This is a genomic window from Psychrobacter sp. DAB_AL43B (genome assembly GCF_900168255.1).
In the GTDB taxonomy this organism is placed as follows: Bacteria; Pseudomonadota; Gammaproteobacteria; order Pseudomonadales; family Moraxellaceae; genus Psychrobacter.
Window position 1 is genome coordinate 1,135,315 of the sequence record NZ_LT799838.1, and the last position, 20,865, is coordinate 1,156,179.

Annotated in this window: 16 protein-coding genes and 1 pseudogene; 7 read left to right on the top strand and 10 right to left on the bottom strand. The window is 42.2% G+C overall.

All coding sequences use genetic code 11. From position 1 onward, the window contains the following. Positions 1 to 47 precede the first annotated feature (47 nt). A complete protein-coding gene (locus tag DABAL43B_RS04940; protein WP_079691342.1) occupies positions 48 to 1,250 on the top strand; it encodes an acyl-CoA dehydrogenase in 1,203 nt (400 codons plus the stop codon). Positions 1,251 to 1,644: 394 nt separating this feature from the next. Next, positions 1,645 to 3,147 carry an NAD-dependent succinate-semialdehyde dehydrogenase gene (locus tag DABAL43B_RS04945; protein ID WP_079693039.1) on the top strand — a complete coding sequence of 501 codons (1,503 nt, stop codon included), beginning with the start codon at positions 1,645 to 1,647 and terminating at the stop codon, positions 3,145 to 3,147. Between the two features lie 475 nt (positions 3,148 to 3,622). Here the strand turns inward: DABAL43B_RS04945 and DABAL43B_RS04950 are convergent. From DABAL43B_RS04950 to DABAL43B_RS04990, 9 genes and pseudogenes are all read right to left on the bottom strand, one after another. After that, a pseudogene (locus DABAL43B_RS04950) lies at positions 3,623 to 4,744 on the bottom strand (glycosyltransferase); the annotation flags it as partial. Between the two features lie 151 nt (positions 4,745 to 4,895). Continuing rightward, the gene (locus DABAL43B_RS04955; protein WP_079691343.1) at positions 4,896 to 5,780 is read right to left on the bottom strand and encodes a TIGR03915 family putative DNA repair protein; all 885 of its coding nucleotides are present in this window, start codon (positions 5,778 to 5,780) and stop codon (positions 4,896 to 4,898) included. A gap of 56 nt (positions 5,781 to 5,836) precedes the next feature. After that, positions 5,837 to 7,105, bottom strand: coding sequence for a putative DNA modification/repair radical SAM protein (locus tag DABAL43B_RS04960; RefSeq protein ID WP_079691344.1), 1,269 nt, complete (start codon positions 7,103 to 7,105; stop codon positions 5,837 to 5,839). Between the two features lie 137 nt (positions 7,106 to 7,242). Continuing rightward, complete coding sequence (locus tag DABAL43B_RS04965; protein WP_079691345.1) at positions 7,243 to 7,857, bottom strand: hypothetical protein; 615 nt, start codon at positions 7,855 to 7,857, stop codon at positions 7,243 to 7,245. A 170-nt stretch (positions 7,858 to 8,027) separates the two neighbouring features. After that, complete coding sequence (locus tag DABAL43B_RS04970) at positions 8,028 to 8,960, bottom strand: hypothetical protein (protein ID WP_079691346.1); 933 nt, start codon at positions 8,958 to 8,960, stop codon at positions 8,028 to 8,030. A gap of 355 nt (positions 8,961 to 9,315) precedes the next feature. Next, entirely contained in the window at positions 9,316 to 9,792 is a 477-nt protein-coding gene (greA, locus tag DABAL43B_RS04975; protein ID WP_079691347.1) for a transcription elongation factor GreA, read from the bottom strand. A gap of 363 nt (positions 9,793 to 10,155) precedes the next feature. Beyond that, the gene (carB, locus tag DABAL43B_RS04980; protein ID WP_079691348.1) at positions 10,156 to 13,410 is read right to left on the bottom strand and encodes a carbamoyl-phosphate synthase large subunit; all 3,255 of its coding nucleotides are present in this window, start codon (positions 13,408 to 13,410) and stop codon (positions 10,156 to 10,158) included. A 211-nt stretch (positions 13,411 to 13,621) separates the two neighbouring features. Continuing rightward, positions 13,622 to 14,863: a glutamine-hydrolyzing carbamoyl-phosphate synthase small subunit gene (gene carA / locus DABAL43B_RS04985; protein WP_079691349.1), complete on the bottom strand. Its 1,242-nt coding sequence runs from the start codon at positions 14,861 to 14,863 to the stop codon at positions 13,622 to 13,624. A gap of 344 nt (positions 14,864 to 15,207) precedes the next feature. Further along, the gene (locus tag DABAL43B_RS04990; RefSeq protein ID WP_079691350.1) at positions 15,208 to 15,777 is read right to left on the bottom strand and encodes a phosphatase PAP2 family protein; all 570 of its coding nucleotides are present in this window, start codon (positions 15,775 to 15,777) and stop codon (positions 15,208 to 15,210) included. Between the two features lie 175 nt (positions 15,778 to 15,952). Between DABAL43B_RS04990 and DABAL43B_RS04995 the strand changes: the two genes are divergently transcribed. The 4 genes from DABAL43B_RS04995 (at position 15,953) to DABAL43B_RS05010 (ending at position 18,765) form a co-directional block, all read left to right on the top strand. Beyond that, complete coding sequence (locus DABAL43B_RS04995; RefSeq protein WP_079691351.1) at positions 15,953 to 16,489, top strand: gamma carbonic anhydrase family protein; 537 nt, start codon at positions 15,953 to 15,955, stop codon at positions 16,487 to 16,489. Positions 16,490 to 16,533: 44 nt separating this feature from the next. Next, complete coding sequence (locus DABAL43B_RS05000; protein ID WP_079691352.1) at positions 16,534 to 17,241, top strand: HAD family hydrolase; 708 nt, start codon at positions 16,534 to 16,536, stop codon at positions 17,239 to 17,241. Between the two features lie 101 nt (positions 17,242 to 17,342). Then, positions 17,343 to 18,438 (top strand): peptide chain release factor 2 gene (gene prfB, locus DABAL43B_RS05005; RefSeq protein WP_145952498.1). Its coding sequence is split into 2 segments (ribosomal slippage): positions 17,343 to 17,414 and positions 17,416 to 18,438, totalling 1,095 coding nucleotides; the frame shifts between segments, so codons are not numbered across the junction. Between the two features lie 42 nt (positions 18,439 to 18,480). Further along, positions 18,481 to 18,765, top strand: coding sequence for a pyrimidine/purine nucleoside phosphorylase (locus tag DABAL43B_RS05010; protein ID WP_079691354.1), 285 nt, complete (start codon positions 18,481 to 18,483; stop codon positions 18,763 to 18,765). A gap of 121 nt (positions 18,766 to 18,886) precedes the next feature. On the opposite strand, the gene DABAL43B_RS05015 is transcribed toward DABAL43B_RS05010, so the two are convergent. Beyond that, positions 18,887 to 19,363 (bottom strand): GNAT family N-acetyltransferase, encoded by a 477-nt coding sequence (locus DABAL43B_RS05015; protein WP_079691355.1) that lies wholly within the window; start codon positions 19,361 to 19,363, stop codon positions 18,887 to 18,889. A gap of 172 nt (positions 19,364 to 19,535) precedes the next feature. On the opposite strand from DABAL43B_RS05015, the gene DABAL43B_RS05020 reads away from it, so the two are divergent. Continuing rightward, positions 19,536 to 20,669, top strand: coding sequence for a DNA topoisomerase IB (locus DABAL43B_RS05020; protein ID WP_079691356.1), 1,134 nt, complete (start codon positions 19,536 to 19,538; stop codon positions 20,667 to 20,669). Positions 20,670 to 20,865 lie beyond the last annotated feature (196 nt).

Here is a 20,865-nt window from a genome sequence, read left to right on the forward strand (position 1 = left end):
ATTTAATAAAACCAAAACAGCTATATAAATCAGCTAAGGAATGAACCATGTCTGTCCCTATTACTTTGCGTACCAATGCTAGCCCTAGCTTTGACTGGGAAGATCCTTTCTTATTGCGCGACCAATTGACTGACGAAGAGCGCATGATTACCGACAGCGCACAGCAATTTTGTCAAAAAGAGCTCATGCCCGGTATCGTACAAGCCAACCGCCATGAAACCTTTGATCGCAATATTATGCGCCAGATGGGTGAGATGGGCTTGCTTGGCATGACGATTGAAGGTTATGGCTGCGCAGGATGGTCACATGTTGCTTACGGTCTGGTTGCTAAGGAAATAGAGGCGGTTGATTCAGGCTACCGTTCAGCGATGAGTGTGCAGTCAAGCTTGGTCATGCATCCAATTTGGGCGTATGGCACTGAAGAGCAGAAAGAAAAATATCTCCCTAAACTTGCCACTGGCGAATATGTCGGCTGTTTTGGTTTGACCGAGCCAGATTCAGGATCAGATCCTGCTTCGATGTTGACGCGTGCACGCGCAGTTGCTGGAGGTTATGAGCTGATTGGTAATAAGATGTGGATTACCAATAGTCCGATTGCTGATGTGTTTGTTATTTGGGCAAAAGATGATGAGGGTAAGATACGAGGTTTTGTCTTAGAAAAAGGTATGAAAGGTTTATCAGCACCGAAAATTGAGGGCAAGTTCTCATTGCGCGCCTCAGTCACTGGTGAGATTGTGATGGATAAAGTGTTCGTCCCTGAAACCAACGCTTTTCCAGATATACGCGGTCTAAAAGGCCCGTTTGGCTGTCTAAATAAAGCCCGTTATGGTATCGCCTGGGGTTCGATGGGTGCGGCTGAATTCTGCTGGAAAGCGGCTCGTCAATATACCCTTGACCGCATTCAGTTTGACCGTCCATTAGCAGCAACCCAGTTAGTACAGTTAAAACTTGCCAATATGCAAACAGAGATTACCCTTGGTTTACAAGCGGCGCTACGTGTTGGACGCTTGATGGATGATAACAAAGCGACGCCTGAGATGATTTCTCTGATTAAGCGTAATAACTGCGGAAAGGCGCTAGAGATTGCTCGCGTTGCCCGTGATATGCATGGTGGTAATGGTATTTCTGATGAATATCACGTCATTCGCCACGTCATGAATTTAGAAGCGGTTAATACTTATGAAGGGACACACGATATCCATGCGCTAATCTTAGGCCGTGCCCAAACAGGAATTCAAGCATTCTCGTAACTTCTCACCAAGTTTTATCTGAGTCATAACCAGCAGTTATAGTCGATTCATTTTAAAAACGATACAGTGCTATTGGCTATAAATTTTTTGCAGCCTCTGTCACGCCTGCGAACAGTAAGCAAGAAAAAATTATAGCCAATAGCACGTTCTCACAATCGTATCGCTTTTATTTTGAACTGACTATACGTGCATAAGTTAAGTAGAAAGATAAAGATAAAAGGAGTTCTTCTTAAAGACATTGTCATAATAGTAACGCTTAACTTAGAATGGTGAGAGAAGTGTTAGTGAGGGTTGCGAATGGCGTCTGATGCTTCTTATAATAATGGTTGATTGATAACTACTTTAATAACTATAAATAAGATCAACGCCAAGGAGCGTTACTATGCAAAAAAATATGTCCAAAGCTACGTCAAAAACCACGCCAAAAAATACGTTAAAGCTATCAAACCCAGATTTACTCAAACAACAGTGCTTCATTAAAGACGGCTGGCATGATGCTAGTGACATCAATAATAACAGTGCCACTATTGATGTTACCAATCCTTTTAATGGTGACATTATCGGTACTATTCCAAGCCTGACCAAGCAAGATGTTAATGATGCCGTCACGTATTCTCATCAAGCGCAAGTAACATGGGCGGCAAAAACGCCTCAAGAACGTGCAGAGCTGCTGCAAAAATGGGCGGATCTTATCGATGAGAATCAAGAAGATTTAGCTATTATTATGACTGCTGAGCAAGGTAAACCATTGACTGAGTCGCGTGGTGAGATTGGCTATGCTAATAGCTTTATTCGCTGGTTTGCAGAAGAAGGTAAGCGTGTCTACGGCGATGTCATTCCTGCCACCAAGTCGCAGCTGCGTTATGTCGTCTTAAAACAGCCAGTGGGTGTCTGCGCTGCGATTACCCCATGGAACTTCCCAGCCGCGATGATTACTCGCAAAGCTGCGCCTGCACTAGCAGCGGGCTGTACGATTATCATTAAGCCTGCCACTGAAACGCCATTTTCTGCTTTAGCACTTGGCGTATTGGCTGAGCAGGCGGGTATTCCAGCGGGTGTCATCCAAGTGGTCACCGGTAAATCATCAGTCATTGGTAAAATTCTAACCGGTGATGCCCGTATCCAAAAACTATCGTTTACCGGCTCTACAGAAGTAGGTCGTACCTTAATGGCGCAATGTGCACCGACAATTAAAAAACTGTCGTTAGAGCTAGGTGGAAACGCCCCATTTATTGTATTTGATGACGCTGACTTGGAAAAGGCGGCTGATGGCTTGATTGCTTCCAAATATCGCAATGCTGGTCAAACCTGTGTTTGCGCTAACCGCGTCTATGTTCAAGACAGCATTAAAGATAAGTTCTTAGATATTTTTGTCAAAAAAGTGAAGGAACTTAAAGTTGGTAATGGCATGGACGACGGCGTCGATATAGGACCTCTCATCAATAAAGACGGCTTAGAAAAGGTTCAAGCGCTATTAAAAGACGCGCTAGATAAAGGCGCAAAAATTATCACTGGTGGTGATAAGAATGACGCCTCAGCACTCAGTTTTAATCCGACCATCATTACTGACCTGAATGCTGACATGGACATTGCCAGCGAAGAAATTTTTGGTCCTATCGCAACGATATTTACTTTCTCAAGCGAAGAAGACGTTATTCGTGCTGCCAATGACACCATTTATGGACTTGCCGCTTACTTCTATAGCAGTGATTTTGCACGCTCGTGGCGGGTGACAGAAGGTCTTGAGTATGGCATGGTTGGTCACAATACTGGTTTGATTTCTACTGAAGTGGCACCGTTTGGTGGCGTTAAACAGTCGGGATTCGGTCGTGAAGGTTCGAAATACGGTATCGAAGAGTATGTCGTGACTAAATACTGGTGTTCTGATATTAGCTAGGATGGTTTACCGTAAAACTAACCACTTTTTCTAATAAAGAATATGTGGTTTTAGGACAGGACACCGGACAAAGTTAATAAAAAAAGCCTAGCGTCAAACGTTAGGCTTTTTTGGCATAAGGATACTAATAGTGGGCAGCTTAGAGAAGCTCGCTATTTGAAAGTTCCTCATCATGCTTTTTATCTTTTAGCACTAAAGAGTTAAGATGTTTCGGTGGTTCTTTTTTAAGGTCGGCATCTTCAGTAGCAACAATTTTAGGATTTAAAGGTTCCGTTACTGGCGTGCGCTCAGGTTTGTCACTGACTTTATAATCAGTACCTTTATCAATAGCTTTCTTTTTAAGAACAATAGATGTGTTAGGTTGTTGAGTAACCAAACGCTCAGAGGGCTTATCAAAAGGTTTGATTGTCGGTTTAAGGCTTTTTTTAACTCTTCTTACGGCGGCCGCATCAGCTTGTGCCTGTCCTTCTGCTAGCGATTTTTCATACAGACTTTGGTAAACAGCAAGGGTTTCTTCAATCATTTCACGCATAGTGAATTTATTGGTCATCTCAGGACGAGTGACGCTTTCTAACTGGTTTCTTACTGCTTTACAAAGCGCATTGGCATTGTATTTTTTCACTAAACCTTGCGGATAAAGCGGTTGTAAAATCTCGCTAAAGGCGGCTTGATCCCAGCCAATCACAGGCGTACCTAGATGAATGGCTTGCAGGGCATTAATACCGATTGATTCAGGCTCGTTAGCAAGTGCCAACACGATATTGGCTGCTGATAACCACTCGCGCATGTCATTACGTTTACTGCCTACATAGGTGATGCGTTCAGAAAATCCTAACGTATTGCTGCGTTGGCGAAAGTCCTCGTGTGCGACATCACCAGGTCGATAATCCTCATCCATAATAATGACGTGAATATTAGGGAAATCTGCTTCTAAATTACCCAAGATATCAATAAGCCATTCTTGTCCATACTCCTTGCCAATGATAGTGGGGAATACCAGCCATTTTTTGTTCTCAAGCTCGGGATATTCAGCAAATGTATACCTTAACCAATATACAGATGGATTATGTCGATAAGGGTAACGGCGGGTATCAATACCGCGATAGATACGCTTAATCACTTTAGGATCAAGGTCTTCACGGCGCAGTCCTTTTTTAAGGTAATCGGTCACACTATCAGACACCGTAATGATGGTATCGACATCGAGCAATGCTTGTGAGTATTTATTGATAGGATAAAAACCATACATCGTCGAAACCAGCTTTGGTCGACGTTTAACACGCGCACGGCGCAGTGCTAAATGTAATATCCATGCAGGTGTGCGCGAATGCACATGAATAATATCAGGATCATATTTTTCGATGAGACGACGCAGCGGGGCGACCTGTAGCAATGACAGCCAAGACTTTTTATTCATATATAGCTGGTGATAGTGATTGCCATCACGCTTTAAACGTCTGACCAAATCATTGTCTTCATCAGCACTAGAGATAATGATTGAGGTATGCTCATTTTTGACCAATGCGCGTCCAAGATGAAAAATACCGCGCTCGGATTCATCATGCTTTAAAGACGATAGTAAGCGCATCACTTTCATATTGGCGTAGGTCACTGGTTGAGAAGATCAAGTTGCTATTGTCAGTTAAAAATTGCTAAAACTCAACCATCAAGATAAAAAGATAAGGTTAGATAGTTGGTTTTTCTAAAGAGAGTTATACATGATGGCTTTAATTGAACAATCAAAACGATTAGCGATGTTTTTGTAGATGCTCGGCATTCGGCAATACTTGCTTTTCGCTTAGGTATTTCCAATAACGCTGCGGCAGATACTGCTTATGCAAGCGCGGGTTTTTACGTTCCTTAATATTGACGTTGGTAAAATAGCCTTGCCAAAAACGCTGATAACGCTGCTCATCTTCACTATGGATACTAGCAGGATTACGTAATACTGCATCGTCAAGGTTCGTAATAGTTTGCAATGCAGCAGGGCACGAGGATGTGCTTTGACTTTTGTCATAATAAATACCAAACCCGCGACTGATATCATAAATCGCCCAATGCTGATCTTGATAACGTTGGCGAAAATGCTCACCAATCAATGGTAAGACATTTAAATCAGGTTCTACGCGGGCAAAGTAAATATCATCAATCGTATGCTCAAAGCGCACAAACGCTTCCATACGGTGTTTTTCACGACCAACAGACTTGACCGTTTGTACTAGCTCTAATATATTGAGATTACCCAAATCGTCCATAATAAGGCGATTAGGATAATCGATGGCATATTTTATTACCTGAAATAAAGTAGTACCGATATTGTCTTTTTCGGATAAAAACCCCCACAGTATGTTGCGCATACCTGAGCGACCTAATAAGCTATTAAGCTTTACCAGTACACGTTCAGCTTTATCTTCATTAGTTGCAACGCTGGTCGATTGAGAAATTAATGAGGGCACATAACAATCTTGTGCCGTTAGTTGAAGTGCCTCATCGTCTTGGAGTTTGTGTGCGTAAACATAAAACACCGCACTCAGCCAACCTTCAAAACTTGGTTCATAAAGAACGACGCTGGGCGTTAATTGCCCCAGTTGATAATTTTGATTTTTGGCAAGTTCTGACAGTGATGGCGACATTTTTTGTCCTAAGATAACTTCATGATTATGGCTAACTTCATCAATAATTTTGCTTTTTAAAACAAAGCGAGTTGCCCACTACGTTGATCTTTAAATTTCGTCTGCGTTTGTGCCAGAACATATTGACGGAAATTATTGCGGGTTAAATGAGCAAGGTGCTCGTTTTTACCGGTCGTAGCGATAAAGTATTTAGCGCGATTGACAGCAGCGCCCATCTTTTTTAGATGATAAAGCGTCAATTGATTGAATTTACGCGCTTTGAGAATTTTCTTAGCCGTTTTCGTACCGATGCCGGGAATACGGACAATCATCTCATAGCTTGCGGTTTGAATATTAACCGGAAAATGCTCACGATGGCGAATTGCCCACGCCAGCTTTGGGTCGCAGTCCAAATCTAAAAATGGCGATTCTGGTTCAACAATTTCGTGCGCACCAAAACCATAAAAACGCATCAGCCAATCCGCTTGATAAAGGCGATTTTCGCGTACCATTGGCACAGGCGTGCCAATGGCTGGCAAGCGATCATCAGATAACATCGGCACATAGCCAGAATAGTAAACTCGCTTAAGATCATATTGTTTATAAAAGTGACTCGATAGCTGAATCACTTGCAAGTCAGTCTCGTTACTAGCGCCAACAATCATCTGACTGGTTTGACCTGCTGGCACAAATTTCGGCGCTTTTTTATGGGTCTTTCGGCTTTCACGAATGGTGATGATTTCTTCTTTTACTGTCTCCATCGGTGCTTTTAATTGCTCATGGGATTTTTCTGGAGCAAGGAGCGCAAGTCCTGACTTGGTCGGAATCTCAATATTGACACTTAAACGATCAGCATATAATCCCGCTTCTAATAACAACTCTTTTGATGCGCCCGGAATGGTTTTGAGATGGATATACCCATTAAAACGCTCACGGGTACGCAGTATCTTGGCAACCTCGACCAAGCGCTCCATCGTATAGTCGCCATTCTTAAATATACCTGAGCTAAGAAATAGCCCTTCAATATAATTACGACGATAAAATTGCATGGTTAGATCAACGACTTCCTCAACGCTAAAAGCGGCGCGCGGGGTGTCATTGCTTTTACGCGAGGTGCAATAAGCACAGTCATAAATACAATGATTAGTCAGCAGGATTTTAAGTAAACTGACACAGCGCCCATCTTCGGTATAGCTATGACAAATGCCTGTTGCTGAAGCATCACCGAGACCACCGCCTTGATTTTTGCGCGTGCCAGCCGATGATGAGCAGGAAACATCATACTTAGCGGCATCGGCTAAAATATTGAGCTTGCCTTGGAGTCGTTCATAATTGATGGTTGCCATGAGCGTTGCTTACCATGTCATTGATAAAAGACTATTTTAGCAATATTAGTGGTAAGTCATTGTAATTATAGCGAAAATAGAGAGATTAAACGACAGCTGTTGTCGCCTATGGCCATCAAATTTATGTATTTTTAGGGTTAACTAGAGATACAAGGATTTGGCAAAGTTTGTACTATTTCATCTTCAAAATAGTGCTTAATAATCAAGCGACCTTTTTCATTAAACTCAACATTGTAGTTAGGATAAATGGCAGAATTATTATTGCCATGAGTTGAAGGTAGTATTATCTTTCTGTCAGAAAAAAAACGACGGGCAACCCATAAGTTTTTGTCATGATCATATTCAACAGTACATCGACTTTTCACATCAAAATCAAAATACAGGTCAAAATTTTGTTTTTTACCGCCAAGACCAAATAGTATATTAGTGCCGCACGGACTACCACAACCGATATAAACATGATAAATATATTTATCGATTTTTTTAAGTGAAGTATGACTCCAACCGTAGCCACCCATTCCATCCATAAGCACGGTCTCTATTACTTCGCCATTATTTAACGTTTCGCTTTTAAGGATATAACCATCATCGCAATATTCAACATCGTTCTTAGTTATATAAGAAGTACAAATTTGTGACATATAAAAGCTATCGTCAAATTCTGGTTCGGCGGATTTAGCCCAAGATGTAGCGCTTAAAATACAGCCGTAAATGATAAAAACCAATGAATAGTGAGTAGTAAGTTTATACATGCAAATAGTAGCCGGATATTTGTTTTGAATTAAAAATACTATATCAAAATGGTGGTGGTTAAGGAATAAGGTACGGATATAAAAAAAGGCCTTATAGACTAAAGGGTTAGCCTGTAAGACCTCTTAATATTTTTAGAAACCATCAGATAATAGTATTCTAAAATCTCGTTTTACTGAACTTTGGCACGTATAACGACAGTCTGAGCTGCATTTGGATCAAGGTTTACCAAGTTCCATTTAAGACCAGAGTAATTCTCTTTAACGATGACCGTATTGCCAACTTGCTGAATGGTTTGGTAGTTGTCGCCACCAGTGGTCGCAAGTGTTGGTAGCGGACTATTCAACGATACCAATTTCACACCATTTGGCAAAGAAACCATGGCATTGATATCAGTCACTGGCTGCGCTGTGGTATTGGTATAAACGGTATGATACTCAATGACATCACCAGGTGCGATATGGTTAGCCGGTACTGCAACTTCACGTCCATCACTATTTTTGAGAATTTTCATAACCTTAGTTTGCGCGTTGACTACGCCAGGCGTACTAAAAGTTGGTTTTAGCTGTAAGGTATCTATAGAGGTAATCGTGGTTACAGGGCTAGTGACCACTGGTGCATTAATGGCCGAAGTATTAATGACTGGCAACTGGGTCGCTGTGGTAACAGGCAGTACTTGAGTCATTGGCAATACTTGGGTGACAGTGCTAGTCGGCCCAGCGATGACATCAACACGACTGCTTTGATTGGTAATTTGATTGGTCACCGGTACGCTAGTGACAGTCGCACTACCTTGAGTAACGATAGTATTAACATTGTCTTGGCGAACCACGTAGCGCGGTACATTGGTCACCTGCGTCACAGCAAACGGCATGCCATCTTGCATACCAATGCTATTAGGCGTAGCGGTGATAACAGCCGTTTTACCATCAGAATACTGCTCGACCACGGTGGTACTACCGCCTGTCGATGGTAGAACGGTCACCTCGGTAGCGGCATTGGCAGCAGACATAGCCATAACAGTACCTGCCAACAGTGCGGATACTGCCGTGAATGTCGCTATTTTTTGACTCAAACGTGATGAATAATTAGTAGTGATAGTCATAATAAAGTCCTTTAAAATTATAATAAGTAAAACAAAAATGGAGAGCGCTTAAATAAGAAAACCCTCGTTAATTGACGCTACAGGGCAGGTCAAATAACAAGGGCAACAATACTGATAATAATAGACAGCCAAACGATAAAGGCTATCTATTAAATTATTGATTTATCCGTCATTATTTTAATTAATAACTAAGCATGTGCTTAGTTATTTCAACCCAACAATTATGCGCTAAAATGAGTTAGGTAGAAAAGCAGCGTTGTGTAACTGCTCTTCTATAAACAATGACTTTTGTGTGTTTTACTTTATCTAATTCTTAAGAAAATTACTATTTGACTCACTACAAAAGACAACTATATTAATCGTAGATGACTTTCATGATTTCGTATTCGACTACGCCTTTTGGGGTTTCAATACGGGCTTCATCGCCTTCAGATTTACCAATTAAGCCACGAGCGATTGGTGAATTAACAGAGATTTTACCGGCTTTAAAATCCGCTTCGTCATCACCAACGATTTTGTATTGTTTTTCTTCTTCAGTGTCCATGTTTTCGATAACGACGCTGACGCCGAATATTACACGGCCATCTTTTGGTAACGTCGTAGGATCAATAACTTGTGCGCCGCCAAGCTTGGCTTCGATATCACGAATACGGGCTTCACAAAAGCCTTGCTGTTCACGAGCAGCATGGTATTCAGCGTTTTCTTTTAAATCGCCGTGTTCGCGTGCTTCAGCAATAGAAGCGGTGATGCGTGGACGGTCGACACTTTTTAACTGTTTTAATTCAGCTTCTAAAGCGGCATGTCCTTGCGGAGTCATGGGGTAACGTTGCATGTTTTTTCCTTAAACCAATAACACGGGCACCATCTCCTACTCTTAGTGAATAGGGAGATGGTGTCAGTGTTGTTGCAATGGGTATAAAATATAAAAAGAGTAATGGTTAAGACTGCGTAATAAGTAAGTTGGCTATCATTTATGAGGTTATTTCACCTCAATTCAACAATATGCACACTTAAGCTTACGTAATAAAAAGCATAGTCGCAGTTTAGCCACTATGCTTTTTAGGTCTATCATTTTAAAAGTATTTTTTTCAAGCGTTGCTGTCATGTCAGACAATGAGCAATGCTTGAATAAGCTTTTAGGTAAGCCTATCTGTTATGCTTAATCTACTGAAATTCTTCAGCCAAGTCAATAGAGCTAAACAATAGACTTTGCTTGCTCGTGTAAATCTTGCAGTTTATACACCTCAAATGGCAAGTCAATCGCATAAGATTTACAAACCGCATCTGCCGCACCTAAAGTGGTGACGTAGAATACTTTACCTTGTAGCGCACTACGGCGGATAGAGAATGAATCCTCTTGTGCCTGCTTGCCTTCGGTGGTGTTGATAATCATATCGATTTTGCCATTTTTTAAGGCATCAACGATATGCGGGCGACCTTCGGTGACTTTATTAATTTGCTTACACTCAATACCGTTTTCAGCCAATACTTTTTGTGTACCTGTAGTGGCAACAATATTAAAACCAAAGTCGATTAATTGACGAGCGATAGGCGCAACTTGCTCTTTATCGCTATCACGTACAGAAATAAAGACCGTTTTGGTTTCGCCTTCGGTTGGTAAACCTGGCAGACGCTCATTACTACCGATAACGGCTTTATAAAAAGCTTCGCCAAAGGTTTTGCCAACGCCCATTACTTCACCGGTTGATTTCATCTCAGGGCTCAAGATTGGGTCAACACCCGGGAATTTAGCAAATGGGAAGACCGCTTCTTTGACTGCAAAAAATGAAGGAACGATTTCAGTGGTAAAGCCTTGGTCTTTTAGCGACGTGCCAGCCATACAGCGCGCTGCGATTTGCGCTAATGAGATACCAATACATTTAGAAACAAAAGGTATGGTACGCGCAGCACGTGGATTGACTTCTAAGATATAAACCGTTTCACCTTTTACGGCAAACTGAACGTTCATCAAACCGATCACGCCAAGCTCTTTTGCCATAGCGACAGTTTGCGCACGCATCACATCGCATAGCTCATCAGATAGCGAGTAAGGTGGCAATGAACAGGCTGAGTCACCAGAGTGAACACCAGCTTGTTCGATATGCTGCATGATACCGCCAATCACGACGTCTGTACCGTCGCTAACACAATCGACATCGACTTCAATAGCATCGTCTAAGAAGCGATCTAATAGTACTGGTGCTTCATTTGACGCTTGTACCGCAGTACGTAGATAATGTCTTAGCTCATCTTCGTTATAGACGATTTCCATCGCGCGACCACCGAGTACATACGATGGACGTACAACTAGCGGATAACCAACGTCTTTTGCTTTCACCAAACCATCTTCTAAGCTCGTCGCCAAGGCATTGGTTGGTTGCACAAGGTTTAACTGCTGAATCATATGCTGGAAGCGTTCGCGATCTTCAGCGCGGTCAATCGCATCTGGGCTAGTACCAATGATTTTGACGCCAGCAGCTTCAAGAGCGCGTGCTAGTTTCAATGGTGTTTGACCACCAAACTGTACAATCACGCCATCAGGATTTTCGATACGGACAATTTCTAACACGTCTTCAAGCGTGATTGGCTCAAAGTAGAGGCGGTCAGAAGTATCATAATCGGTCGAAACGGTTTCAGGATTACAGTTAACCATGATGGTCTCGTAGCCGTCTTCGCGCATCGCAAGAGCCGCGTGTACACAGCAATAGTCAAACTCGATACCTTGACCAATACGGTTAGGACCACCACCGATAACCATGATTTTCTTGTTATTCGTTGGATTGGCTTCACATTCGCTATCGTATGTTGAGTACATATAAGCGGTGCTGGTCGCAAACTCTGCGGCACAAGTATCGACGCGCTTATAAACGGGATAAACGTTTAAGTCCCAACGTTTTTTACGTAGCTGCTTTTGTGAGACGCCAAGCAATTTCGCCAAACGCAAATCTGATAAACCTTTACGCTTAAAGCTACGTAAGTTCTTTTCAGTTAAACCACCAAAGCCTAATGCTTTAACTTGAGCTTCGGTTTTCACGATATCTTCAATTTGCACCAAGAACCATGGGTCGATTTTGGTTAGATTGAATACCTCATCGACGCTCATACCAATACGGAAAGCATCAGCAATATAATAGATGCGCTCAGGGGTTGGGATGGTCAAGCGATTGGTAATTTCGCTGCGTGCCTTTTCAATGCTTACTTTTGATAAGTCAATTTGCTCATCAAAACCATCATTGCCTGTTTCCATGCCGCGCAAGGCTTTTTGCATCGACTCTTGGAAGTTACGGCCGATAGCCATGACTTCACCAACCGACTTCATTTGCGTTGATAAAACATTATCCGCTTGTGGAAATTTCTCAAAGTTAAAACGTGGAATTTTAGTAACGACATAATCAATAGTCGGCTCAAAGCTTGCTGGCGTTTTGCCACCAGTGATGTCATTTTGCAATTCATCAAGCGTATAACCAACCGCCAGTTTAGCTGCGATTTTAGCAATAGGGAAGCCAGTCGCTTTTGATGCCAATGCTGATGAGCGTGATACACGTGGGTTCATCTCGATAACGACCATACGACCGGTATCAGGATGGATACCAAACTGTACGTTTGAACCGCCCGTTTCGACACCAATCTCGCGCAGTACTGCCAATGAAGCATTACGCATGATTTGATATTCTTTGTCAGTCAAAGTTTGCGCAGGGGCAACGGTAATTGAATCGCCAGTATGCACGCCCATCGGGTCAAAGTTTTCAATAGAGCAGATGATAATGCAGTTATCGTTTTTGTCACGAACCACTTCCATCTCATACTCTTTCCAACCGATTAATGATTCATCTATAAGCAATTGATGGTTTGGTGATAAGTCAAAACCGCGCTCACAAATCTCGATAAATTCATCGCGGTTATAGGCGATACCACCACCTGAACCACCCATAGTGAATGACGGACGAATGATACACGGATAGCCCATTTTTTCTTGGGTAGCAAACGCTTGTTCCATGGTCTCAGCAGTTTCAGCGCGTGGACATTCAAGGCCGATACGCTTCATGGCTTTATCAAATAAGTTGCGATCTTCTGCCATCTCGATTGAGTCTTTGGTCGCGCCAATAAGTTCACAATTATATTTAGTTAATACGCCATGCTTGTCTAGCTCTAACGCACAGTTTAGAGCGGTTTGTCCGCCCATCGTTGGCAAGATGGCATCAGGACGTTCTTTGGCAATAATTTGCTCAACCGTCTGCCAAGTAATCGGCTCGATGTAAGTGGCATCTGCCATAGCTGGGTCAGTCATGATGGTTGCAGGGTTTGAGTTGACCAAGATGACGCGGTAGCCTTCTTCTTTTAATGCTTTACAGGCTTGGGCACCTGAGTAGTCAAACTCGCACGCTTGACCGATGACGATAGGGCCTGCGCCAATGATAAGAATGCTTTTTATGTCGGTACGTTTTGGCATAGTTAGGGCTACCTTCGTTAGTATGATGTTTTAATTGATTTATAATTCGGATAAAACGGTATTTGAATAAAGCTATATTTTACTAAATCTATATTTGAATAAATACTATCGTATTTTACGTGGGTCAGCTTAAACCACCATTAGTGATTCAAGCTTTATAACGAATAACTACTTATTGTTAATTACTTATACTTAAAAGCTACTTAACAACTTATGCTTTAGCCGCTGCCATCATATCTGCAAATTTATCAAATAATGCTGCAGCTTCATGAGGACCAGGGCTGGCTTCAGGGTGACCTTGGAAGCTAAATACTGGCTTATTGGTCAGCTCCATACCTTGGTTAGTGCCATCAAATAATGAGCGATGGGTTGATTTAATATGCTCAGGCAGTGTATTTTCGTCAACGGCAAAGCTATGATTTTGACTGGTGATTAATACTTTTCCTGTCGCCAAATCTTGTACCGGATGGTTAGCACCATGATGACCGGTTTTCATTTTGATCGTTTTTGCGCCGCTGGCAAGACCAATCAGCTGATGACCTAAACAAATACCAAAGGTTGGAATACTTGTTTCTTCAATGATGTGACGTACCGCTTCGATGGCATAATCACAAGTGGCTGGATCGCCAGGACCATTAGATAAGAAAATACCATCTGGATTCATCGCGAGCACATCAGCGATAGGGGTTTGTGCTGGTACAACAGTCACATGACAGCCTCTATCAACTAACAGACGCAGTAGGTTGGTTTTTACGCCAAAGTCATAAGCCACGACATTGAATTTTTTATCGATATGAGTACCAAGCTGTTTAAAAAAGCCACCCGTGCCGCTGTCATGGCTACCGGTCACATTACGGTTAAGTAGGGTATCCGATAATTCCCACGTTCCCGTTGTCCATTCAAACGTCGTTGGCGTACAGCATTCTTTTGCCAAGTCCATGCCTTCAATACCAGCAAATTCTTGTGCCAGTTTAATGGCTTGGGCTTCATCCTCTTTACTAATGGTGTCGCCGTTTGACGCAGTCATAATACAGCCGTTTTGAGCGCCTTTATCGCGCAATAAACGCGTCAGTTGACGGGTATCAATTTCAGCGATAGCAACCGTATCATTGCGCTGTAAATAGTCGGTTAGAGGCTCAGTGTTACGGAAGTTAGAGGTTACCAATGTTGCATCACGAATGATAAGACCTTCTGCCCACACTTGACGCTTCACATCAACAGTATTGGATTCTGTGTCTTCACTATTGGTGCCGGTATTACCGATATGCGGATAGGTGAGGGTTACTAACTGACGAGCATAACTTGGGTCGGTTAGGATTTCTTGATACCCTGTCATGGCTGTATTAAAAACCACCTCACCGACACGATGACCGAGGCTGCCGATACTAATTCCATGAAAAATCGTACCGTCCGCTAGTGCCAAAACTGCTTGTATTTCTGTCGATGAATTCAAGGGTTGCCTCCGCTGTTATTAGTGAGTGCTGTGCTGATTTTTTGGTTAAAATAAAGCGCTGCTTTTTTGATTATTGCTATTTAACTGCGGCTAAATAATCATAATAAAAGAGACAGCGCCAAAATTTTTCCACAAAAAAGCGAGAAGACATCATAGATGAAAAGGTACAGGATTCACTAAGGGGTGAATAAGTAACTTACATCATGTCCGCTCGCTTTGGCACAGATTTTGCGCATTATACTAGAGTTTTGCGTTAAGGGCTAGCACCTTAAGGATAAGTATGGTGAATAATATTCAGATAAAGCCTAAATGCGTCTTAATTTCTAGCTAACAAAATTTATTTATCAAAAATTATAATGTACCGATAAACCATAATAGTCTGGAGAGAGATTGGTGGCGATATGTAGTTGGTCATCTTGATAGCTTTTTGTCAGATACATACTGCTGGCAACACCCAAAGCGGCTCCCGCTAATACATCAATGGCATCATGTTCATCGGCTTCGACACGGCTATAGGCAACAAAGCCCGCGCCAATATAGGCGGGAACACTATATTTTAGCCCATAGCGCTTATGAATAAAGCTAGCTCCTTGGAACGCCCTTGAAGTATGGCCGGATGGATAAGCGTTATCATCGCTGCCATCTGGTCGCTCTTTATCAATCACGGATTTTAAGGCATAAGTCGCTGCAACATTGGTTGCAAATGAATAATAAAATTGCTCTCGTCCCTCTTTATCATCCATATAATAAGTGCTACCGTAAGCAACTGCTGGTATGGCGAAAGATAGAATGTCGCCTGCCTTGTCGATATTATCGCTACTATTGGCATTGGCTGGCATAGCAACAAGCAAGCTGCTCGATAATAAAAAACTACTGGGTAATAAAATGATAGCGGAAGCGTTTTTGCTGATCATTGCGGCAATCCTAAAGAGAGTTTGGTAGAGCGGATGAAGAGAAATGGCATTATACTATAAATGCTTGCTCCTACATCATGCACGAAAATATTTATAGATCAGTTTTATAGCCGACATCAGTGCCAACTATATTTACGAATAATAACAACTGAATAGAACTCATCAAGGATGGATTATGATTTATCAATATTTAGACAAAGCACCTGAATTCGCTGTACCTTTTAACGGGTGGGTGGCAGACTCCGCACGAGTCATTGGCGATGTGTATTTGGGTCATCAAGCCAGCGTTTGGTTTGGCGCAGTCATTCGCGGTGACAATGAGCGTATCCATATTGGTGACTACAGTAATGTACAAGAAAACAGCGTGATTCATACCGATGCGGGTATTGAAGTCAAGATTGGTAACTATGTCACTATTGGTCACTTGGCAATGCTGCATGGCTGTGAAGTCGGCGATAATAGCTTAATTGGTATTGGTGCGGTGGTCTTAAATAATGCCAAAATCGGGAAAAACTGTATCATAGGTGCCAAAGCTTTGGTCACTGAAGGCAAAGAAATTCCAGATAATTCGCTGGTCATGGGCGCTCCTGCAAAAGTGGTCAAAACATTGACGGATGAGCAGGCAGCAATGCTGAAACTGTCAGCGCTGCATTATGCAGAGCGTTGTCAGAAATTTCAAACCGGTCTAAAAGAGATTGAGCAACCAGAATAAAACCCTATTAATCATCATCAATTATCCTTAATGAGTATTTTATTATGAGCACGCCAAGCATCGACAGCCAGCCAACTTCACGCACGTTAGCGTTATTTGATTTAGACCATACCTTGCTCGATGTCGATAGCGACTATTTATGGGGCGAATATATCGTCAAGCATAACCTTGTCGATGAAGCCGAGTATCGTACTGCCAATCAGAAGTTTTATAACGATTATATCGAAGGCACGCTTGATGCGACTGAATATAACGAGTTTGTCGCGCAATTCTTAAGCAGCCTACCGATGGATAGACTACACGAGCTACGAGAAGATTATATTAAAAGTGAAATCGAGCCGCATATCCGTCCAAAAGCGATGGAAGTATTGTGTCAGCATATTGAACAGGGTCACGATGTGGTAATTATCTCTGCGACCAATGACTTTGTGGTTTCTGCTATCGCTAAACGTTTTGGTATTGAAGATGCCAATGTGTTATCGACGCCGCTTGAGATAAAAGACGAGCGCTATACCGGTAAATTAACCGATAAGCCAAATTTCAAAGAGGGTAAGATTTATCATTTGGATAAATGGCTAGATAAGCAGCAAGCCTCAGGATTGCAATATGATAAAACCTATGCTTATTCTGATTCCAAAAATGATCTTCCATTACTTGAATGGGCGGATGTGGCTATTTGTGTTTCTCCCGATGATGCGCTACATGCACATGCACTTGCCCATCGCTGGGCAGTAGAAGATTGGTCGATTTGATAAAATAGTTGCTAAAATAGTAGCGAGAATTAACCAAACATTTTATGCAAATCTCATTTAAAATAGCGCCACCGTATTTTTCAAAACACACAGGAACACTTATGGAAATCAATCCGTATCAAGAAAGAATTAAAGATTTATCAGAGCGTGGGCAGGACTTGCGGAGGTATCTTTGACTTCGATGGTAAGCAAGAACGCTTAGAAGAAGTCAATTTGGAACTAGAAAACCCCGAGCTATGGAACGATCCTGAGCGTGCGACCAAAATTAATAAAGAAAAAAGCCTGCTTGATGGGGTCATTGATGTGGTGGTGTCGCTTGAAACCACATTGGAAGATGCGTCTGCAATGTTGGAGCTGGCAGTAGAGGCAGAAGACGAGTCATTACTTACTGATGTACAAGCCGAGCTCGACAATGCTGAAAAACGTGTAGCGGATTTAGAATTCCGCCGGATGTTTAGCGGTGAGATGGACCCAAATAACTGTTACTTGGATATCCAATCAGGCAGTGGCGGTACTGAAGCGCAAGACTGGGCAGAAATGCTGCTGCGCATGTATACGCGCTGGGCAGAAGCACATGGCTTTAAAGTGGACGTTATTGAAGTGTCCGCTGGCAGTGTCGCTGGTATCAAGTCAGCAACTATTGAGATTAAGGGCGATTATGCCTTTGGTTGGTTACGTACCGAAATAGGCGTGCATCGTCTTGTACGTAAATCACCATTTGATAGTAATAATGGTCGTCATACCTCATTTGCCGCGGTATTTGTGTCACCTGAAATCGACGATAATGTTGAGATTGATATCAATCCAGCAGATTTGCGCATTGATACTTATCGCTCATCGGGGGCTGGTGGTCAGCACGTAAATACTACCGATTCTGCGGTACGTATTACGCACGAACCGACTGGCGTCGTTGTGACTTGTCAGAACGAGCGCAGCCAGCATGGTAACAAAGCAACGGCAATGAAGATGCTACGTGCGAAGCTTTATGAGCTTGAGATGCAAAAGAGGATGGAGTCTCAACAAGCGGTCGAAGATGGCAAGTCTGACGTCGGTTGGGGCAGTCAAATTCGCTCTTATGTATTGGATGACTCTCGTATCAAAGACTTACGTACTGGCGTCGAGACTTTTAACACCGGTGCTGTATTAGATGGCGACCTCGATCAATTTATCGAAGCCAGCCTAAAAGCGGGATTGTAAAGACGGTTTTGAATAGTAACTAATATCTAATTAAGGAAAATTATGCCAAGCGTTAATCATTATTTTGATAATAAAGTGACTTCTATTGCCTTTCAAACGGCAACCAAACCCGCGACCGTCGGTGTTATGGAAGTTGGTGAGTATGAATTTGGTACCAGCGAGTTTGAAACCATGACAGTCGTTAGTGGTGCTTTGACGGTAAAGCTGCCAGAAAGTGATGCTTGGCAGACCTTTAATGCTGGTGAGCAATTTACCATTGAAGCCAATCAAAAATTCCAAGTCACAGTTGATGTAGAAACGGCTTACTTATGTACTTATGGTGAATAGTTTTTTAGCTTACACTGATATGAATTATAAAAACGCCAAGTATTAAATGCTTGGCGTTTTTTTATGGGTGTTTTATTTTAATTTCAGGTCTTATTTTGAATAATAAAGGAGCTGATATACATTATAAGTTTTTACGGTATTGCACCATATCCGTTTTCGTAGCCAGCGTATCATAAAGTATGCGAGCCGCTGTATTTCCTTCTTGAGTTGTCCAGTAGACACGATTACAGTTTTTCTTACTAGCAAATTCATAGACATGCTGAATCAATGCACGTCCTACGCCTTTTCCACGTACTGATTCATTAACGTATAAGTCCTCTAAGTAGCAACATTCAGTGTTATTCCACGTATTGGGATGTAGCACCACATGCGTAAAACCCACTAAGCCATCATCTAACCAAGCCCCAAACCCATAAATAGGTACATTGCTATCGAGCACATTGTTCCACGTTGCATTCGTAGTTTCTAATGGCAAGCTGCTCTCATAAAAAGTCAGATAGCTTTGCCATAAGCGGAGCCAAAGTTCATAGTCATCGGCAGATAACGGCATTATTTTTAAGGAGCTATTGGTTATGTTCATAGGATTGGGGTTTGTCATATTAGCGGTGCCTTTAGTAAATTTATCTTAAATTATGCCTTAGCGGCTAAAATCCACAAGGCTTTTATCGGTTTATTTTACACAGGATTACACTTTATCCATGGCAAACACACAGCAATAATTGCCGTAGTTAATTATGCTAAAACAACTATGTTATCAAACGAGTATCGTTATGGTTAAGGCAAATCAGCAGACAATAATCCAAGATGTGCGCCATGATTATGAGCACCTAGCTAGCCTAGCAAATTTGCGCTATGTAAACGACGATGAGCCTGGTTATGGGCGCAGACGTTGGGGGCGCGGCTTTACCTATCGAGACGCCACTGGAAAAACAGTAAAGGATAAGGTTCTGCGCCAGCGTTTTGATGCTCTCGTGATTCCACCGATGTGGTCAGAGGTTTGGATATGCCAAGATGACAAAGGACATCTACAATCGACAGGTCGTGATGATAAAGCCCGCAAACAATACTTGTATCATGCAGAATGGGATCGCGTACGTGACCAAGCCAAATTTCATGCCATGATAGGTTTTGCCGAAGCGTTGCCAAATCTACGCGCGCAGGTTGAAAAAGATTTAGAAGCGACACCGTTATCACGCGATAATGTGCTTGCGGCGGTGGTCAAACTGCTAGAAACCACCTTGATCCGTATCGGCAATAGCCGCTATGCAAAACTCAATAAAAGCTACGGTTTGAGTACACTGAGAAGCAAGCACGTGAGCGAGACGGATAATGGGCTGGCGTTTGATTTTGTCGGTAAAAGTGCTAAAGCGCATCATATAGAGCTGCAAGATGAGCGCTTGATTGAGATTGTACAAGCCTGTTCTGAGTTACCCGGTTATGAGATTTTCAAATATTTGGATGAGAGGGGTAATAAGCAACTGGTTGATAGCGCCGATATCAATGAATACATACGCAAGCATACTGGCGATAATGATTGTGAGAGTAAAATGTATAACGGCAATTTATACAGCGCAAAGGATTTTCGTACATGGATGGCAAGTGTGCTGGCTGCCAGTTATCTTTATGATGAGTTGCAAACCAAGTCTGGCAAAGTGATTTTAGCCAGTACGCCTGATAGTAAAGAACGCCAGCAGTTGGTCACTGATATGGTCAAAGAGGTAGCAGAGGAGCTTGGCAATACGCCTGCAGTCTGCCGAGCCTCTTATATCAATCCTATTATTATTGAGCGATTTTTGGTAGGACAGTTTTTTGCAACCTATAAACAAGCGCGGCGCGGACGCACCAAACAGTATCAAAGCTGTGAAGAGAAGGCCTTACTTGGGTTCTTAAGGGCGCTACAATAAATATCTTACTAAGTAGATATTTTATATTAAAAATGATACGTTATGTATTGAAATAAATATAGAAATACGTTACTAATAGAGTATATGTCATTTTATATGTTTAAACAGTTGATAGGATATGACTGTTTTACGCTTTGTTTTATTATTTCTGAATGTCTGATTTCGCCAGTGACTCTCGATTGCTAAAGGATTAGCT

What these genes read in the sequence shown, in the direction of transcription:
- DABAL43B_RS04995 (WP_079691351.1), top strand. Translation starts at nt 15,953, where the DNA reads ATGATTTATCAATATTTAGACAAAGCACCTGAATTCGCTGTACCTTTT.
- greA (WP_079691347.1), bottom strand. Translation starts at nt 9,792, where the DNA reads ATGCAACGTTACCCCATGACTCCGCAAGGACATGCCGCTTTAGAAGCT.
- carB (WP_079691348.1), bottom strand. Translation starts at nt 13,410, where the DNA reads ATGCCAAAACGTACCGACATAAAAAGCATTCTTATCATTGGCGCAGGC.
- DABAL43B_RS04970 (WP_079691346.1), bottom strand. Translation starts at nt 8,960, where the DNA reads ATGACTATCACTACTAATTATTCATCACGTTTGAGTCAAAAAATAGCG.
- DABAL43B_RS05010 (WP_079691354.1), top strand. Translation starts at nt 18,481, where the DNA reads ATGCCAAGCGTTAATCATTATTTTGATAATAAAGTGACTTCTATTGCC.
- DABAL43B_RS05000 (WP_079691352.1), top strand. Translation starts at nt 16,534, where the DNA reads ATGAGCACGCCAAGCATCGACAGCCAGCCAACTTCACGCACGTTAGCG.
- DABAL43B_RS04990 (WP_079691350.1), bottom strand. Translation starts at nt 15,777, where the DNA reads ATGATCAGCAAAAACGCTTCCGCTATCATTTTATTACCCAGTAGTTTT.
- DABAL43B_RS05015 (WP_079691355.1), bottom strand. Translation starts at nt 19,363, where the DNA reads ATGACAAACCCCAATCCTATGAACATAACCAATAGCTCCTTAAAAATA.
- DABAL43B_RS04960 (WP_079691344.1), bottom strand. Translation starts at nt 7,105, where the DNA reads ATGGCAACCATCAATTATGAACGACTCCAAGGCAAGCTCAATATTTTA.
- DABAL43B_RS04945 (WP_079693039.1), top strand. Translation starts at nt 1,645, where the DNA reads ATGTCCAAAGCTACGTCAAAAACCACGCCAAAAAATACGTTAAAGCTA.
- DABAL43B_RS04965 (WP_079691345.1), bottom strand. Translation starts at nt 7,857, where the DNA reads ATGTATAAACTTACTACTCACTATTCATTGGTTTTTATCATTTACGGC.
- DABAL43B_RS04955 (WP_079691343.1), bottom strand. Translation starts at nt 5,780, where the DNA reads ATGTCGCCATCACTGTCAGAACTTGCCAAAAATCAAAATTATCAACTG.
- DABAL43B_RS04940 (WP_079691342.1), top strand. Translation starts at nt 48, where the DNA reads ATGTCTGTCCCTATTACTTTGCGTACCAATGCTAGCCCTAGCTTTGAC.
- DABAL43B_RS05020 (WP_079691356.1), top strand. Translation starts at nt 19,536, where the DNA reads ATGGTTAAGGCAAATCAGCAGACAATAATCCAAGATGTGCGCCATGAT.